This window comes from Streptomyces melanogenes, from assembly GCF_014649795.1.
Lineage (GTDB): Bacteria > Actinomycetota > Actinomycetes > Streptomycetales > Streptomycetaceae > Streptomyces > Streptomyces noboritoensis.
In genome coordinates this window covers 14,465-30,488 of record NZ_BMTS01000034.1, presented here as the reverse complement: position 1 = coordinate 30,488, position 16,024 = coordinate 14,465, and the positions used below count along the sequence as shown (strand labels likewise).

Genomic DNA, 16,024 nt, shown 5'->3' with positions numbered 1-16,024 from the left:
CTCAGAGATGGTGCCGACGTGCTCATCCCGTTCCCCCAAGCCTCGTCACCGGGCACGTGCACGGCCGTCCCGTCCGCCTGCGGAGGGGGTCAGCGCCTGGGCGAACGCGGTGAACAGCCGTACCCGCTGCTCGCCGTGGGTCGTCATGAGCGCGGTGACGAGCCCCAGGAGCAGGGCCGCGTGCCGGGTCCACGGTACGAGTGCGATCACGAGCAGTACCGAGGCGGGGAGGACGGTGGAGATGGCGCAGGACAGAGCGAACACAGCGACTCCCGAAGTCGAGCCCGAATCGGGCAGGCAGGCGATGGCCGCTTCCAGTGGAGACGCTGGTGCGGCGGTCGTGGCCGTGCGTCTGTCCCGTGCGCCTCGAACGCGCAGGCCGTGGCCTTAGAGTGAGTCATCCGGTCCGGACCGGACCGGATGGGCGCGCATGGGGGTGGGCGTGGCAGCGGTTCTCCAGGCGGCGGGCGACGGTGAGGAGCCGCGAGCACGGTTCGCCGCACGGATGCAGGCGTTGTGGCAGGCCGCCGGTGAGCCGGACCTGAACGCGGTCGCGGCGGCGAGCGGTCTGAGATCGCGTCAGGGGCGGGCGGCTGGCGGGCTGATCAGCGCCTGGAAGAACGGCGATCACGTACCCGACCGGTGGGAGCGCCTGCAGCCGGTGCTGGCCGACTTGGAGGTCCGGGCCCGGCGCCGCGGGAGCGGGCGGTGCCCCTCCGGCGTTGGCCTGACGCGCCACGGCGAACCGGACTGGGCGGTTTGGAAGGGCTGGTGGGCCGCCGCGCGCGGAGCGTCCCGCCGGCCCGTCCCGGCGTCGGAGCGGAACGGCAGCGAACGGCTTCCGCCGGCCGTCCACGCCCTGATGCAACGCCACCACGTGGCTGCCGAGGCCCTGCCGTACCCGCTGTACGAGGGCAGTCTTCCGCAGCTGTCGCAGGTCTACGTCCGTCAGCTGCTGCGGAGGCCGACCGACCCCACGGACGGGTCGCCGCCGGTGGACGCCGGACGCGAGGCCAGCAGCCCTCCGTTGCCGCCTGTGCTGCGGCCGATCGAGGCCGTGCTCGACACCGAGCCGCGACACCTGCTCGTGGTGGCCGGGCCCGGCGGAGGCAAGTCGACGCTCACCTTGCGGCTGTCCGGCGAGTTGGCCCGCAGATGGCTGGACGGCGAGAGGCCAGCGCCGGGGTTCGCACCTCTCCACATCACCGCAAGCCAGCTCGCACGGGACGGTGGCCTCACGGCGGTACTCGAGCAGGTGACCGCCTGTCGGACCGCCGACACGGCAAACGGCCGCGAGGGCTGGCCGCCCCCGCCCGCCCTCTGGCTGGTGCTGGTGGACGGCATCGACGAGATCACCGACGCCGCATCCCGACGCGCGCTGATCGGTCAACTCGCCGCACTGGCCGGTGCCCCGGACACCACGATGCGCCTGTTGGTGACGACCCGGCCGCTACCGGTACCCGAGATGGACGCGCTACGGCGGGCCGGGTTCGCAAGGTACCTGCTCGATCCGTTCGACCCGGAGGACCTGGAGGACTTCGCCGAACGCTGGTTCGCCCTCGGCACGACCGCGCCCGGCACAGCCAGGGCCTACCTCACACAGATCGCCCGCAGTGGTCTGCGCGAACTGGCCCGCGTCCCCCTGCTGGCCACGATCACGGCCATGATCTTCGAGGCCGCGCCGGAACACCCCTTGCCGTCCAGCCGGTACCGCCTGTACGAGCAGTACCGCGCCTACCTCGCCAGGACCGAGGAGGCGCACGGCCTCGCCGCGTGGCGCCGGCTCCTGCAGGACGCGGACCGGGTCGGCGACCGGCTCTGGCAGCCGGGTGCCGACGTGAACACCACCGCCGCAGCGCGGGCGCTGCGCGACGGGCTTCTGCACCGGCTGGCCGTCGAGGCGACGACCAAGGACAGCGGCGCGCTGCTGACGACCGCGTGGAACTGGCTGGGCGAGCGCCTCGGTACACGTCTGGCGGCTTCGGTGGCCGGATGGACGGAGAAGACCGCTGCGGCTCTCGTCGGCACCGGACTCATCGTGCGCCGACACGACGCCGAGGTGGAGTTCGTGCATGCCAGCATCGCCGAGCACCTTGCTGCCGAGTACTTCGCCACGCGCCTGCCGCCGTCCTTCAGCCCCGCGTCACCGTCCTGGGAGGAGGCGCTGCTGAAGGCGCGCCACCACGATCTCGACCGTGCGGTCCTGCTGCAGTACACCCATCACCGGCCTGCCGCCGGGGCTGAGCTGCTGGACTGGCTGCTGGACCACCGAGCCGCAGGTCAGAAACTCGCCGGAGCCCTCCTGGCGGACGGCGCGCGAGGGGAAACCAGGCATTACGCGCGCTTCCTGAGCACACTGCCCGCCCCCGTACGCACCGGACCATTACGACTGGTGGCAACAGGTCGGCGCGCTCTGGCACCCACTCGTCGACGAGTTCCTGGACAAGCACGCGCACCGCCCGGGACCGCACCGGCTACGGGCTCTGTGGGCGCTGTCCGACAGGCGCCCACAGAGGGCTGCCGTTGCCGCCCGGGGCCTCCTCACGGAGCCCGCCGATGACGACCTTCGCTGCCTGGCCGTCATGATGCTTGGCGCACTCGGGCCCGCATGGGCCGACGAGTCCGCGCCCGAGCTGCGCCGCCTCATCGTGAAGCACGTCCACGACGGTTGTTACGGCCGCGCCGCCGCGGCCGTGCACCACCTCGCCAGGCTGGGGCCGCGGTACGCCGACGAAGCCGCCCGGGCAGTACGCGAGGTCCTCAACCGCCGCCACAGCGAGGATTCGGTCCAGGCCTGGGCGCTCGCGGTCTACGCCGGCCTGGGCCGAGCGTGCCGCGAGGAGGCCGTACAAGCACTGCACGACATGATCGCGGGCCAGCGCGACCGGGTCATCACCCTGGACACTGCGAAGAGGTGGCTCGAACGGCTGCTGCGTGACCCAGCGTTGGCTGCCACTCTGTACTGCGAAGTGATCGACTATGAAGGGTACTTGAGGAGCCGTATAGAGCACTGAGCGAAGGTGATGAGGTTCTCACTCGCAGTGGGTGAGCCCGGCCGTTGGAATCCCCTACCCCTGCTCGGGGTTCGGGAAGGCTGGCACATGCTGGCAATCGGCCATACCTTGCAACCAATCACCGCGCGTGCGCTCACTCTCCTTGGTGGTGAGCTGACCGCTCCCGGCATGCCGTTGCACCACGGCCCTGGGGGTGTCCGCCAAACAGCACGACCTCCCCCTCCGGCTCGATGAGCCGTGGCTGGTCCTGGCCGAGGACGCCGTGGGGGAGGACCCGGAGGTCCGGCTGGTCCAGCGCGGCGGAAACCGATGCGCTGGCCCTCTGCGAGGTCTGGCGTCTGTCGTTCAGGAGCCGACTGGAGCGGAGCCGTTGGTGTTCAGCAGGGTGAGGCCGAGATGGGTCAGTGTGTGTAGGGCGGCCTTCCGCTCCCGGGTAAGGGTGGTCAGCCCGGCGCTGCGCAGGGTGGTGGCGTGCTCGCTGGCGCTGGCCGGTGATATGCCCGCTCGCCGCGCGAGCTGCGTCGTCGTGCACGCGGGATGGTCGGCTATCACACACAGCACGATTGCCCTGGTACGGCCGAGGAGCGCGGACAGAGCGGGCGGCACCGGGGCATCGGCCTGGCGCGTATCCGTGGGGGAAGCCCATAGGGCAGTCGCGTGGACCGGGTTGCTCAGAGCCGGATACACCATGAGGACCGTGTTGGCCTGGGGGCTGGCGAACAGCTGGGGAACGGGCCCGCAGAACACCGACGGAGCCAGCAGGAACGGACGGCCCGTCACGTGGAAGTCGGCCTCCGGGTGGAGCAGGGGCCGATAGCCCGGGATTTCCAGCACGGGGGGCTGCCACACGGCCATCGGGCGCAGGCTGTTCAGCAGTGCCCCCACGCCGTCCTGCACCATGAGCCGTCCACGCCGTGCCACCTCTCCCTCCAGGTGCTGGTGGATACGTCTCCAGTACGGGTCAACTGCCACGCGGTGGCAGCCCTGTAGCGCGATGGCCATCCTTCGCAGTGCCCGCGGGTCGGCGTTCATTGCCTGGGCCAGCCATGGTGCCCGCCGCGTACTCGTGCGCGGTAGTACGGAGAACTCCGTGTGCAGTCTCCGGTCCGATGCACTGATCAGGCGCTCTATCCCCTCGTCCATAGAGCTTGCCGCGCCCACGAGAGTGAACAGATCGACCAGCCCTCCGGCAGGGGAGCTGAGAAACCGCGCTGTTTCCCTCCCATCGGCGCCGATCTGCGGACCGGTACGCGCACGCCAGCCATGGAACAGCGCCGCACGGTCACGTCGCTGCACAGTCCGCAGGCTCAGCTGCGTTTCTGCCAGCGGCCCCAACACCGTGACCTGTACTTGCGCCAGGTCCTCGACAGTGAAGTGAACCCGTAGCACCACATCCCCCTCGCCGTCGGTTGATCCTTCCCATCGCTCGCGTTTCGGGACAGGTCGAAACGAGTCGAATTCCGCACCGGGCTGGGCGCAGGGTGTACCTGATCGGTTACGCGGGCGCCCGTCAGAGGTCAGGAGGGGCGGGGGAGCACAGCAGCCGCTGCTGAGGCGTATGACTCCGGCCCAGCCGTCAAGCAAAGCATGCTCGACAAGGCCCGACCTCTGCCGCGGGAAGCGGCGAAACCTAGCGGCGCCTACGGCAAGCGCCGACGAACCCGCGCACACCTGTGCGCGCGAGTGGCCAACATTCCCATCGGAGGGGCATATGCGGAAGAAGATCTTACGAGCTCTGACGAGCATCGCGCCCGCGGCGGTCTTGGTCACGGCCATGACGGCAACGCCGGCCCACGCCGGCGAGAGCGGCGCCGCCGGTGGCGGGTACTTCACCGCCTGCACCTCCCTCGCCTGCGCCAGCCTGGAGTACTACTACGAGCCCTCGGACTTCCTGCCGGGCTACTACAACGCCTACATGAACCACATCGTCCTCACGGACGTGGTGCACGGCGACGGTATGTGGCCCCAACTGCAGATCAAATACAAGAACAGCAACAGCAGCACGTGGCGCACCCTCTATGTGCACGGCAACGACAACGGTGAAGCGGTCCTGCAGGACAATGAGGATCTCTTCATGGTGAAGGACGTGTACTTCCTCGTCTGCAGCCAGCAGAACGGCCCCTGCAAGCAGTTGTCCAAGGTCGGTGGCTAACCCAACCCGTCGTCCGGCAGGGCTTGCCATCAGTTCCCCGCCGGACTCAACCCTAGGACTTCGCGTCCTTGCGGGGGCTCACCGGCAGCGGCCTGATTGGTCGTGGGGGTGTCCGGGAGGATGCGGTCGTGGCAGTGGCCCCGCATAAGGCGAGGCCACTGCGTGAAGGGTCTCGGCCTCGTTGCGGTGATGCCGTGGATGGGTCAGCTGCCTCCATCCTCTGGGCGAGTGGGCCGGTTCATGTGGCGCCGAGGAAGCCCGGGTCGGTGCCGTCGAACTGACGGCTCGAGTCGCGGCTCAGGCCCAGGAGTTCCGCCATGGGCACGGCGCGACGGCTGGTCGCCAGCAGGTCCTGGCGGGCTTCCGCCGACCAGACCGGTGGAAAGAAGGACAGTCCCTGCCGCCCGCTCAGCGCAGAGACCTCACTGCGCCAGCCGTCCCACCGCAGGGTCTCGTAGAACTCCTGAAGCCCACCGGCGAGAATCCAGGACAGCCAGGCCGAGTGGCCGGCGCCCAGCGCCTCCCATCCCAGGGTGTCAGGGGCGAAGTAGACGACCTCGCCCGGCTCACCGGGTCGGCCGGCCTCACGGGGATTGCTCCCGTTGAGGGCGAAGACCCCGCCCAGCACATCGTGCGCAACCACCAGACCCGCCCCCGGCCGCCAAGCCGGATCGAAAGCCGAGGGCATCGCGTTGATCCCTGCAAAGCTGGGCAGCGCCTCGGCGTCGGCACTTGGGCTTCCGAAGATCCGCAACCATCCGCCGTCCACCAGCAGACCGCCGCAGTTCAGCACGATCCCGCCCAGATGTGACCGGGCGGAGACCTGAAGCTGCCGCAAGGAGGCGCGGCCTACCTCGGCATCGCCAGGCAGCACCTCAACCGGAACGTCGGTGCCGGACAGCTCCTCAAGGAAGACCGGCCAGGCAGGATCATCGACGTTGACCAACTCATGGACCTCACGCATCTCCGTATCCTCGCAACATCATCGCCGGTTCAGTCCCCCCGGGTCGCCTTCAATCGATCCAGCAAAGGGGATAGAGGGTTCGCCCGGGGTGGGGAGCAACGGCTGAGAGGTATCGGCGCTGACGGTCACGCGGCAGCCCGGTGGGCGGCGGGGGCGGACGCGTGGGCCCAGAAGGCCCCGCTCTCTCGCCAGTTGAGGAATCCCGCCTGGGAACTGCGATCATGCAGGGATGAACGGAACCACCAGAGACGAACTGCTGGCCAGGGCTGTCCGGCTCCGCGAGCAGGGACACCACGAGGACGCCCGCCAACAACTGATGGAACTGGCCGGGCAATATCCAGAAGACCGTGAAGTGGCCTATCAGACCGCCTGGGCCCACGACGTGCTCGGCATGGAGGCCGAAGCCGTCCCCTTCTACGAACGCAGCCTCAACGGATCAGGTCTGTCAACGGAAGACCGCCGCGGGGCGCTCCTGGGCCTGGGCAGCACTTACCGCACCCTCGGCCAGTACGCCAAGGCGGTCAGCACTCTCCGTCAGGCCGTGAAGGAGTACCCCGACGACGGCGCTCTGCAGACCTTCCTCGCCATGGCCCTGTTCAACATAGACGACCATCACGAAGCCATGCGCATCCTGCTCACCCTGCTCGCCACCACCAGCGAAGATCCCCACGTACGTCGATATCAGCGCGCCATCCAGCACTACGCCCAGGACCTCAACGCGACCGTCTGAAATCCGCGGCCCTCTGTGGTGAGTCGGTCGGGTGCTGGTGAGCGGGTGTGCGTGGCGGTCGCTGTGACCCGCGATGTCCGGCCGGATCCACTCGCTGTCGGTCGGTGCCTCGGGGTCGGCAGGTGGGCCGTTCCCGAGGCACCGGGGGTGCTCAGCTGTGGGTGAAGCGGGGCGGGCGCTTGTCGACGAAGGCGGTCATGCCCTCCTTCTGGTCGGCGGTGGCGAACACCGCGTGGAACAGGCGGCGTTCGAAGCGGACACCTTCGGTGAGGGTGGTCTCGAAGGCGCGGTTCACGGCCTCCTTGGCCATCATCGCGACCGGCTTGGACATGTCGGCGACGGTCGTGGCCACAGTGAGGGCCTCGTCGAGCAGGTTGGCGGCGGGGACGATCCGGGAGACGAGACCGGCGCGTTCGGCCTCCTCCGCGTCCATGGTGCGGCCGGTCAGACACAGCTCCATGGCCTTGGCCTTGCCGACGGCCCGGGTGAGGCGCTGGGAGCCGCCGATGCCGGGGATGACGCCCAGTTTGATCTCCGGCTGTCCGAACTTCGCGGTGTCGGACGCGAGGAGGATGTCGCAGAGCATGGCCAGTTCGCAGCCCCCGCCGAGGGCGTAGCCGGAGACCGCCGCGAGGGTGGGGGTGCGGACCTGGCCGAGCCGGTCCCAGGCGGTGAACCAGTCGGTGAGGTACATGTCCATGTAGCTCTGCGGGCGCATCTCCTTGATGTCGGCGCCCGCCGCGAAGGCCTTGGCGGAGCCGGTGAGGACGATGCAGCCGACGTCCGGGTCCCGGTCCAGTTCCTCTGCGGCGGCCACGACGTCCGTCATGACTTGGAGGTTGAGGGCGTTGAGTGCCTCGGGCCGGTTGAGGGTGAGGACGGCGACGCGGCCCTTGCGTTCCAGCAGGATGGTCTCGTAGGTCATGCGGGGGTTCCGTTCTGCGGTCGAAGGGTGCGGAGGATCGCCGAGAAGTCCAGGTCGGCGCCCTCTCCCTCGGCGAATGCGGCGTACAGTTCGGCGGCCTTGTAGCCCAGCGGCGCGTCGACGCCACCGGCCCGCAGGGCGTTGGCTGCGAGGCCGAGGTCCTTGGCCATGAGGGGAGCGGCGAAGCCGGGCCGGTAGTCGTGGTTGGCGGGGCTGCTGGGGACCGGGCCGGGTACGGGGCAGTTGACGGTCAGGGCCCAGCACTGGCCGGAGGCGGTGGAGGCGACGTCGTAGAGGGCCTGGCGGTCCAGGCCGAGGCTCTCGGCGAGGACGAAGGCCTCGCTGACCCCGATCATCGAGACGGCGAGGATCATGTTGTTGCAGATCTTCGCGGCCTGCCCGGCGCCTGCGGCGCCGCAGTGCACGGCCTTCTTGCCCATGGCGGCGAGCAGGGACTCGGCGACGGCGAACTCTTCCGCCCCGCCGCCGACCATGAACGTGAGCGTGGCGGCTTCGGCGCCCACCACCCCGCCGGACACCGGGGCGTCCAGTGCGCGGTGACCGGCCGCGACGACGGCCTCGTGTGCGGTACGGGCGTCGGCCACGTCGATGGTGGAGCAGTCGACGAACAGGGTTCCGGGCCGGGCGGCGGCGAGCAGCCCCTGTTCGTGGTACAGGCCGAGGACGTGGCGGCCGGCCGGCAGCATGGTGATGACCACGTCGGCTTCCGCGGCGGCATCGGCTGCCGAGGTCGCCGGTTCGACTCCGGCGGCGGCAGAGGCAGCGAGCAGGTCGGGCACGAGGTCGAAGCCGAGGACGCGGTGTCCGGCCTTGACGAGGTTGGCTGCCATCGGTGCGCCCATGTGGCCGAGCCCGATGAATGCGACGGTGCTGCTCACCAGACGACCTCCTGGGACGAAGCGGTCGCGACGAGCCGGAGCTCGTTCGCGTCGAGCGGGGCGAAGAACCTGTCCACGGTGGTGGGGCTGACCTCTTCCAGCGTGGCGGGGGACCAGCGCGGGGTGCGGTCCTTGTCGATGACCTGGGCGCGAATGCCCTCGACCAGGTCCGGTGAGGACAGCGCCGCGCACGAGACGCGGTACTCCTGTTCCAACACCCGCTCCAGCGGTCCGAGCCGCCGGGCGCGGCGCAGCGCGGCCAGGGTGACCTTGACCGCCGTGGGGGACTTGGTCAGCAGGGTCTCCGCCGCGGACTTCGCGGCGGGTACGCCGCAGGCCCGAAGCCGCGCGACGATCTCCTCGGCGGTGTCGGCGGCGTAGCAGTGGTCGATCCACTCGCGCGAGGCGCTCAGTTCGCCGGGCGGCGGCTGTTCCACATGCTCCTTGAGTACGGAGTGCACGGGGTCCAGGGCCAGTCCTCGGGCGAGCGCGGGCAGCGCGGCCGAGGGGACGAAGTGGTCGGCGAGGCCGGACAGCAGCGCGTCGGCGGCGCCGACGGGCGCACCCGTGAGGGCCAGGTGGGTGCCGAGTTCGCCGGGTGCGAGGGCCAGGAGGTAGGTGCCGCCGACGTCGGGGACGAAGCCGATGCCGGTCTCGGGCATGGCGACCTTGGAGCGTTCGGTGACGACCCGGACGCTGCCGTGGGCCGAGACGCCGACTCCGCCGCCCATCACGATGCCGTCCATGAGGGCGACGTACGGCTTGGGGTAGCGGGCGATGAGCGTGTTGAGCCGGTACTCGTCCCGCCAGAAGGCGGCCGAGGCGGTGCCGCCGGTGCGGGCGTCCTCGTAGATCGTGCGGATGTCCCCGCCCGCGCACAGGCCCCGTTCGCCGGCGCCCTGGAGCACGACCACGGCGATCGTGGGGTCGTCCGCCCAAGCGGAGAGCGCCTCCTCGATGCGCAGCACCATGGGGTGGCTGAGGGCGTTGAGTGCCTTGGGGCGGTTGAGGGTGATGTACGCGGCGTGGCCCTCGGTGTGAAGGAGGACATGGTCTGAGGTGGCGTGGTTGGTCATCGCAGGGTCTCCGTGAGTCCGCGCGCGACGATGACGCGCATGACCTCGTTGGTGCCTTCCAGGATCTGGTGGACCCGCAGGTCGCGGACGATCTTTTCGATGCCGTACTCGCTGAGGTAGCCGTAACCGCCGTGGAGTTGGAGGGCCGCGTCGGCCACCGCGTAACCGGTGTCCGTGGCGAACCGTTTGGCCATCGCGCACAGGCGCGGGGCCAGCGGATCGCCCGTGTCCAGGGCCTCGGCGGCCTGCCGGACCAGCGCCCGGGCGGCCGCGAGTTCGGTGGCCATGTCGGCCAGGCGGAACTGGAGCGCCTGTGCGTCCAGGAGGCGGGTGCCGAAGGCTTCGCGGGTGGCGAGGTAGGACAGGCTGCGGTCCAGGGCGCTCTGGGCTCCGCCCAGGGAGCAGGCGGCGATGCCGAGCCGGCCGCCGTTGAGGCCGTTCATGGCGATGCGGAAGCCGTCGCCCTCGGCGCCGAGGCGCCGGTCGGCGGGGACGCGGACGCCGTCGAGGACGACCTGGCGGGTGGGCTGGGCGTTCCAGCCCATTTTTCGCTCGTTCGGGCCGAAGGAGAGTCCGGGGTCGTCGCGTTCGATGACGAATGCGGAGATCCCGTCCGCGCCGGGCTCGTTTGTCCGGGCCATGACGACGTAGACGCCGGCGGCTCCGGCACCGGAGATGAACTGCTTGACGCCGGTCAGTACGTAGTGGTCGCCCTGCCGTTCGGCGCGGGTGCGCAGGGCGGCGGCGTCGGAGCCCGCCCCCGGTTCGGTGAGGCAGTAGCTGCCCAGGGTCGCTGCCGAGCAGAGGCCGGGCAACCAGCGCTCGCGCTGGGCGTGGTCGCCGTAGCGGTCGATCATCCAGGCGACCATGTTGTGGATGGAGAGGTAGGCGGCGATGGAGGGGCAGCCGGTGGCGAGGGTCTCGAAGACGAGAACGCCGTCGCCGCGGGAGAGTCCAGAACCGCCGTGCTTCTCGCGGACGTACACGCCGCCGAGCCCGAGGCCTGCGGCCCGGCGGATGACGTCGACGGGGAAGTGCTTGTTCTGGTCCCAGGTGAGCGCGTGGGGGGCCAGCTGTTCCTGGGCGAAGTCGAGGGTGACCTCGGCGAGGGCGAGCTGGTCCTCGGTGAGAGTGGTGGTCACGGCGCTCATCCCATCGTGGGGATGGTGAAGCTCGCGCCTTCCTTGGCCCCGGAGGGCCAGCGCGAGGTGACGGTCTTGGTGCGGGTGTAGAAGCGGATGGAGTCGGGGCCGTGTTGGTTGAGGTCGCCGAAGCCGGACCGCTTCCAGCCGCCGAAGGTGTGGTACGCGACGGGCACCGGGATGGGTACGTTGACGCCGACCATGCCGGTGGTGACGCGCCGGGTGAACTCGCGGGCGGTGTCGCCGTCGCGGGTGAAGATCGCGACGCCGTTGCCGAACGGGTGCTCGCTGGGCAGGCGTAGCGCCTCCTCGAAGTCGGCGGCCCGGACGACGGACAGGACGGGTCCGAAGATCTCTTCGCGGTAGACGCGCATCGCGGGGGTGACCCGGTCGAAGAGCGTGGCTCCGGTGAAGTAGCCGTTCTCGTGGCCGGGGAGGGTGAAGTCGCGGCCGTCGACGACGAGTTCGGCGCCTTCGTTGGCGCCGATGTCGACGTAGCGGCGCACCCGGTCGAGGGCGTCCCGGCTGACCAGGGGGCCGAAGTCGGCCTCGGTGTCGTCGGAGCGTCCGATCTTGAGGGTGGCGATGCGGTCCTTGAGGGCGGCGACCAGCCGGTCCGCGGTCTCCTCGCCGACGGGCACGGCCACGGAGATCGCCATGCAGCGCTCGCCCGCCGAGCCGTAGCCCGCGCCGATCAAGGCGTCGACGGCCTGGTCGAGATCGGCGTCCGGCATCACGATCATGTGGTTCTTGGCTCCGCCGAAGCACTGGGCGCGCTTGCCGTGGGCGGCGGCCGTGGCGTAGATGTGCGCGGCGATCGGAGTGGAGCCGACGAAGCCGAGTGCCTGGACGCGGGGGTCTTGGAGGAGGGTGTCGACCGCCTCCTTGCCGCCGTTGACCACGTTGAGCACGCCCGGCGGCAGGCCGGCCTCCAGGAACAGCTCCGCGAGCCGCAGCGGTACGGAAGGGTCGCGCTCGGACGGCTTGAGGATGAACGCGTTGCCGCAGGCCAGGGCGGGGGCTGCCTGCCAGAGCGGGATCATGGCGGGGAAGTTGAACGGGGTGATGCCCGCGACGACGCCGAGCGGGCTGCGCAGCGAGTGCACGTCGATGCCGGTGCCGGCGTTGTCGGTGAACTCGCCTTTGAGGAGGTGCGGGATGCCGGTGGCGAACTCCACCACCTCCAGGCCGCGTTGCAGGTCACCGTGTGCGTCGGCGACGGTCTTGCCGTGCTCGGCCGAAAGCAGTCGCGCCAGGCTCTCCCGCTCGCCTTCGACGAGCTGGAGGAAGCGCAGCAGGACGCGGGCGCGCCGCTGGGGGTTCCACTGGCCCCAATCGGCCTGCGCTTCCTCGGCGTTGGCGATGGCGTGCTCGGTGTCGGATCGGCCGGCCAGGGGGACGCGGGCCTGGACGGTGCCGGTGTTGGGGTCGTACACGTCGCCGAAGAGCCCGGACGTACCGGTGGTGTGCTTTCCGCCGATGAAATGGGTGAGTTCACGGACCATGGGAGCCTGCTCTCGTCAGGTGGGATCCGGGGATGGCACGACAGGCCGGCGGCCGCGCCGGGTCGGGCGCGTCGCGGGGGAATGCCGTGGGACCAGGCGGCGGACAGCCGCCGGTGAGCTAGGTGAGCGCGGGTGTTGCCGCTCGCTCCGCCGGATCACCAGGGTCGTGGGTACGGACCGGTGCCATGCGTGTCTGCTCCATCCTCGTGGACAACACGGAACGTTCCGCGGCCGGTATCCTGACTCCCGGATCCCCGCGTGCCGCCCGCCTTCCCGACAGAGCTCGTCAGTGGCGTGTGGATGGCAGCACACTCCCCGGTCACAGTGGCGGGACCGTGCCGGATTCACACCGGCTTCCCTGCACCGCGGACCTTGTGCCACGAACATATAGTTGGACGTCCTAGTAAGTCCACCCCCTGCCGCCCGGCGCGGGCGCGGAGGTCCTGCACTCGGTGCGGGCAGGTGCGCCCGTCAGCGACAGTGAGGCGCGGTGCCTGGTGTGAGCGCTCAGGTCCGTTCGGGGCTGACGGGGTAGGGGACGAAGGTGCTGCTGTTCTCGTCCACCGCGAGGGTGCGGCCGAGGGGCGGGACCGCGCGCTGCGGGCAGTCGAGGCGTTCGCACAGGCGGCAGCCCATGCCGATCGGGGTGGCTGCGGAGGCGTTGTCGAGGTCGAGGCCGTCGGAGTAGACCAGGCGCGAGGCGTGGCGGATCTCGCAGCCGAGTCCGATGGCGAAGGTCTTGCCGGGTTCGCCCCAGCCGCCCCGGTGGCGGGTGACCGCGCGGGCGGTCCACAAGTACCGCTGTCCGTCGGGCATGGCGGCCACCTGGACGTGGATCCGGCCCGGGGAGGCGAAGGCCTCGTACACGTTCCACAGCGGGCAGGTACCGCCGGCCCGGGAGAAGTGGAACCCGGTGGCGGACTGCCGCTTGGACATGTTCCCGGCGCGGTCCACTCGCACGAACGAGAAGGGCACGCCGCGCAGCCGGGGCCGTTGGAGGGTGCTGAGGCGGTGGCAGACGGTCTCGTAGCCGAGGCCGACGTGGTCGGTGAGCCGCTCGATGTCGTACCGGAACTCCTCCGCGGCCCCATGGAAGTCCCGGTACGGGAGGATCAGCGCGGCGGCGAAGTAGTTCGCGATGCCGATCCGGGCGAGGGCGTGTGCGGGGGAGCCGGGCGCGAAGTCCTCGGCCGCCAGCCGGTCCAGCTCCTGCCCGTACTCGAGCAGGGCGAGCTGGGTGGCCATCCGGAAGGCCTGCTGTCCGGGCCGTAGGCGTCCGGACAGGTGCAGGACCTTGGCTCGTCGGTCGAAGCGGTGCAGCTCCGCGGAGCCGGTGGCGAGGCGGATCCCGTGGGTGTCGGTGAGCCGGTTCGACAGCACTTGTACGACCTCGCCGGGGCGGATGCCGATCTCGTGGGCGAGGTCCTCGGCGGCGAGGTCGGTGTCGTGGAGGTAGTTCTGGCGGCGGTAGAAGAACTCGCGGATCTCCTCGTGCGGCGAGCGCGGCGCGCCGGGCACGCCGTGCCGTTCGTCCCGGCCGTCCGCGGTCTCCGCCAGCCGCTCGGCGAGGAGTTGGCTGCGCCGGCCCAGGTCGAGCAGGACCGAGGCGACGGCGGGCATCCGGGTGGCCAGCTCCGCCAGGTCGGACGGGGAGACGCGGGCCTCGGCGACCTCGTTGGCGAGGGCCTCGCGCAGGTCGGCGACGAGCCGGCTGGTGTCGCGTTCGGAGAAGAACGACGGGTCGACCCCGAACGTCTCGGTCAGCCGCAGCAGCACCGGGACGGTGAGCGGGCGCGAGTCGTGCTCCATCTGGTTGAGGTAGCTGGGGGAGATGCCCAGGACCCGGGCCAACTCGGCCTGGCTCATCCGGCGCTCCTCCCGCAGCCTTCGCAGCCGCGCCCCCGCGTACGCCTTGCTCATCCGCACCCCTCCGCCGTCGCTCCGGCTTCAGGGTACGCACGATGGGGCCGATGCCATCCTTTGCAACCTTGGCAAACACGCCGCGGAAGATTCGCAAAGATTGGCAGACGTCACCCATTGATGGCACTGAGTGCCGCTGTCAGAGTCTGTCGTGCGGCCCGCCGGACCCCGGCGGCCGAGACGGGCAGTTGGGGCGCAATTCGCGCCCTGATGTCGGAGATCCCGACGGCTCAGGCTCGGTCGTCCGGCACCATTGCTCCGTTCCGCACCAGGTGGGACCGGCGGCCGTGACCCCTATCAAGGCACAGAGTGCCAATTGCTCGTCGTGCTGGACGAGCCATTGGCAGATCCAGCGACTCATGGAGACGGTGACGGTCATGGCAGACGCGAACACGACCACAGCGGCGGCTCAGCAGCTCGCAGAGCGGTGGGCCACGGCCCCGCGCTGGGCGGGTATCGAGCGCACCTACAGCGCGGCCGACGTCGTACGGCTGTCGGGCAGCGTCCGCGAGGAGCACACCCTGGCCCGTCGTGGCGCCGAGCGGCTGTGGCGCCAACTGCACGACCTCGACTACGTCCACGCGCTCGGCGCGCTGACCGGCGGCCAGGCCGTGCAGCAGGTGAAGGCGGGGCTCCAGGCGATTTACCTGTCCGGCTGGCAGGTCGCGGCCGATGCCAACCAGGCCGGTCACACCTACCCCGACCAGTCCCTGTACCCGGTGAACTCGGTGCCGCAGGTGGTGCGTCGCATCAACAACGCGCTGCTGCGCGCCGACCAGATCGCCACCGCCGAGGGAGCGGGCGACACCACGGACTGGCTGGCGCCGATCGTCGCGGACGCGGAGGCGGGGTTCGGTGGGCCGCTGAACGCGTTCGAGCTGACCAAGGCCATGATCGCGGCCGGTGCGGCGGGCATCCACTACGAGGATCAGCTTGCTTCCGAGAAGAAGTGCGGCCACCTTGGCGGCAAGGTGCTGGTCCCCACCGCCCAGCACATCCGCACCCTGAACGCGGCCCGGCTCGCCGCCGACATCGCCGACGTCCCCACCCTGATCGTGGCCCGCACCGACGCGCTCGCCGCCACCCTGCTGACCAGCGATGTCGACGAGCGCGACGCCCAGTTCGTGACGGGCGAGCGGACCGCCGAGGGCTTCTACCGCGTACAGAACGGCATGGCCCCAGTCATCGCCCGCGGCCTGGCCTACGCCCCGTACGCCGACCTCATCTGGGTCGAGACCGGCACCCCTGACCTCGCCCAGGCCCGTGAGTTCGCCGAGGCCATCCACGCGCAGCACCCGGACCAGATGCTCGCCTACAACTGCTCCCCGTCGTTCAACTGGAAGGCGGCCCTGGACGACGACCAGATCGCCAAGTTCCAGCGCGAACTCGGCGCCATGGGCTACAAGTTCCAGTTCATCACCCTGGCCGGCTTCCACTCCCTCAACCACGGCATGTTCGACCTGGCCCGCGGCTACGCCGAGCACGGCATGAGCGCCTACGTCGACCTCCAGGAGCGCGAGTTCGCCGCCCAGGCGCAGGGCTTCACGGCGGTCAAGCACCAGCGCGAGGTCGGCACCGGCTACTTCGACCTGGTCTCCACCGCCGTCAACCCGGCCTCCTCCACCACCGCCCTCACCGGCTCCACGGAAGAAGAGCAGTTCCACTAAGCCGGTCCGTCGGGGCACGTCCGCCCCACA

At 70.3% G+C, this 16,024-nt stretch carries 14 protein-coding genes and 1 riboswitch; of the genes, 5 read left to right on the top strand and 9 right to left on the bottom strand.

Going from position 1 to position 16,024, the window contains the following annotated elements; translation table 11 throughout:
- Positions 1-45 precede the first annotated feature (45 nt).
- A complete protein-coding gene (locus IE252_RS38535; protein ID WP_190094165.1) occupies positions 46-264 on the bottom strand; it encodes a hypothetical protein in 219 nt (72 codons plus the stop codon).
- A 178-nt stretch (positions 265-442) separates the two neighbouring features.
- Between IE252_RS38535 and IE252_RS38530 the strand changes: the two genes are divergently transcribed.
- A complete protein-coding gene (locus tag IE252_RS38530; RefSeq protein WP_190094164.1) occupies positions 443-2,560 on the top strand; it encodes an NACHT domain-containing protein in 2,118 nt (705 codons plus the stop codon).
- 22 nt (positions 2,561-2,582) lie between these two features.
- Positions 2,583-3,014, top strand: a complete 432-nt coding sequence (locus IE252_RS38525; protein WP_190094163.1) for a hypothetical protein — start codon at positions 2,583-2,585, stop codon at positions 3,012-3,014.
- A 345-nt stretch (positions 3,015-3,359) separates the two neighbouring features.
- Here the strand turns inward: IE252_RS38525 and IE252_RS38520 are convergent, their stop codons facing one another.
- The gene (locus IE252_RS38520; RefSeq protein ID WP_190094162.1) at positions 3,360-4,403 is read right to left on the bottom strand and encodes a winged helix-turn-helix domain-containing protein; all 1,044 of its coding nucleotides are present in this window, start codon (positions 4,401-4,403) and stop codon (positions 3,360-3,362) included.
- A gap of 385 nt (positions 4,404-4,788) precedes the next feature.
- On the opposite strand from IE252_RS38520, the gene IE252_RS38515 reads away from it, so the two are divergent.
- Positions 4,789-5,166 (top strand): hypothetical protein, encoded by a 378-nt coding sequence (locus IE252_RS38515; RefSeq protein WP_190094161.1) that lies wholly within the window; start codon positions 4,789-4,791, stop codon positions 5,164-5,166.
- A 238-nt stretch (positions 5,167-5,404) separates the two neighbouring features.
- On the opposite strand, the gene IE252_RS38510 is transcribed toward IE252_RS38515, so the two are convergent.
- Positions 5,405-6,130 carry a DUF2625 domain-containing protein gene (locus IE252_RS38510; RefSeq protein ID WP_190094160.1) on the bottom strand — a complete coding sequence of 242 codons (726 nt, stop codon included), beginning with the start codon at positions 6,128-6,130 and terminating at the stop codon, positions 5,405-5,407.
- Between the two features lie 229 nt (positions 6,131-6,359).
- On the opposite strand from IE252_RS38510, the gene IE252_RS38505 reads away from it, so the two are divergent.
- Entirely contained in the window at positions 6,360-6,860 is a 501-nt protein-coding gene (locus IE252_RS38505) for a tetratricopeptide repeat protein (RefSeq protein WP_190094159.1), read from the top strand.
- A 151-nt stretch (positions 6,861-7,011) separates the two neighbouring features.
- On the opposite strand, the gene IE252_RS38500 is transcribed toward IE252_RS38505, so the two are convergent.
- The 6 genes from IE252_RS38500 to IE252_RS38475 form a co-directional block, all read right to left on the bottom strand.
- Positions 7,012-7,785, bottom strand: coding sequence for an enoyl-CoA hydratase (locus IE252_RS38500; protein ID WP_190094158.1), 774 nt, complete (start codon positions 7,783-7,785; stop codon positions 7,012-7,014).
- The gene (gene mmsB / locus IE252_RS38495) at positions 7,782-8,684 is read right to left on the bottom strand and encodes a 3-hydroxyisobutyrate dehydrogenase (protein ID WP_190094189.1); all 903 of its coding nucleotides are present in this window, start codon (positions 8,682-8,684) and stop codon (positions 7,782-7,784) included. Before mmsB ends, IE252_RS38500 begins: the two co-directional genes overlap by 4 nt.
- Complete coding sequence (locus IE252_RS38490) at positions 8,681-9,760, bottom strand: enoyl-CoA hydratase/isomerase family protein (RefSeq protein WP_190094157.1); 1,080 nt, start codon at positions 9,758-9,760, stop codon at positions 8,681-8,683. Before IE252_RS38490 ends, mmsB begins: the two co-directional genes overlap by 4 nt.
- Positions 9,757-10,911, bottom strand: coding sequence for an acyl-CoA dehydrogenase family protein (locus IE252_RS38485; RefSeq protein ID WP_190094156.1), 1,155 nt, complete (start codon positions 10,909-10,911; stop codon positions 9,757-9,759). Before IE252_RS38485 ends, IE252_RS38490 begins: the two co-directional genes overlap by 4 nt.
- Complete coding sequence (locus IE252_RS38480) at positions 10,908-12,407, bottom strand: CoA-acylating methylmalonate-semialdehyde dehydrogenase (RefSeq protein WP_190094155.1); 1,500 nt, start codon at positions 12,405-12,407, stop codon at positions 10,908-10,910. The genes IE252_RS38485 and IE252_RS38480 overlap by 4 nt, the downstream gene beginning before the upstream one ends.
- Before the next feature lie 212 nt (positions 12,408-12,619).
- Positions 12,620-12,790: riboswitch (cobalamin riboswitch) on the bottom strand.
- 124 nt (positions 12,791-12,914) lie between these two features.
- Positions 12,915-14,327, bottom strand: coding sequence for a short-chain fatty acyl-CoA regulator family protein (locus IE252_RS38475; protein WP_190094154.1), 1,413 nt, complete (start codon positions 14,325-14,327; stop codon positions 12,915-12,917).
- 377 nt (positions 14,328-14,704) lie between these two features.
- On the opposite strand from IE252_RS38475, the gene aceA reads away from it, so the two are divergent.
- The gene (gene aceA / locus IE252_RS38470) at positions 14,705-15,994 is read left to right on the top strand and encodes an isocitrate lyase (protein ID WP_190094153.1); all 1,290 of its coding nucleotides are present in this window, start codon (positions 14,705-14,707) and stop codon (positions 15,992-15,994) included.
- The last annotated feature ends 30 nt before the right edge of the window (positions 15,995-16,024 follow it).

Bases quoted from the DNA above. Each gene is read 5' to 3' on its own strand.
- IE252_RS38525 (WP_190094163.1), top strand. From the start codon at position 2,583: ATGATGCTTGGCGCACTCGGGCCCGCATGGGCCGACGAGTCCGCGCCC.
- IE252_RS38515 (WP_190094161.1), top strand. From the start codon at position 4,789: ATGACGGCAACGCCGGCCCACGCCGGCGAGAGCGGCGCCGCCGGTGGC.
- IE252_RS38510 (WP_190094160.1), bottom strand. From the start codon at position 6,130: ATGCGTGAGGTCCATGAGTTGGTCAACGTCGATGATCCTGCCTGGCCG.
- IE252_RS38505 (WP_190094159.1), top strand. From the start codon at position 6,360: ATGAACGGAACCACCAGAGACGAACTGCTGGCCAGGGCTGTCCGGCTC.
- IE252_RS38500 (WP_190094158.1), bottom strand. From the start codon at position 7,785: ATGACCTACGAGACCATCCTGCTGGAACGCAAGGGCCGCGTCGCCGTC.
- IE252_RS38490 (WP_190094157.1), bottom strand. From the start codon at position 9,760: ATGACCAACCACGCCACCTCAGACCATGTCCTCCTTCACACCGAGGGC.
- IE252_RS38485 (WP_190094156.1), bottom strand. From the start codon at position 10,911: ATGAGCGCCGTGACCACCACTCTCACCGAGGACCAGCTCGCCCTCGCC.
- IE252_RS38480 (WP_190094155.1), bottom strand. From the start codon at position 12,407: ATGGTCCGTGAACTCACCCATTTCATCGGCGGAAAGCACACCACCGGT.
- IE252_RS38475 (WP_190094154.1), bottom strand. From the start codon at position 14,327: ATGAGCAAGGCGTACGCGGGGGCGCGGCTGCGAAGGCTGCGGGAGGAG.
- aceA (WP_190094153.1), top strand. From the start codon at position 14,705: ATGGCAGACGCGAACACGACCACAGCGGCGGCTCAGCAGCTCGCAGAG.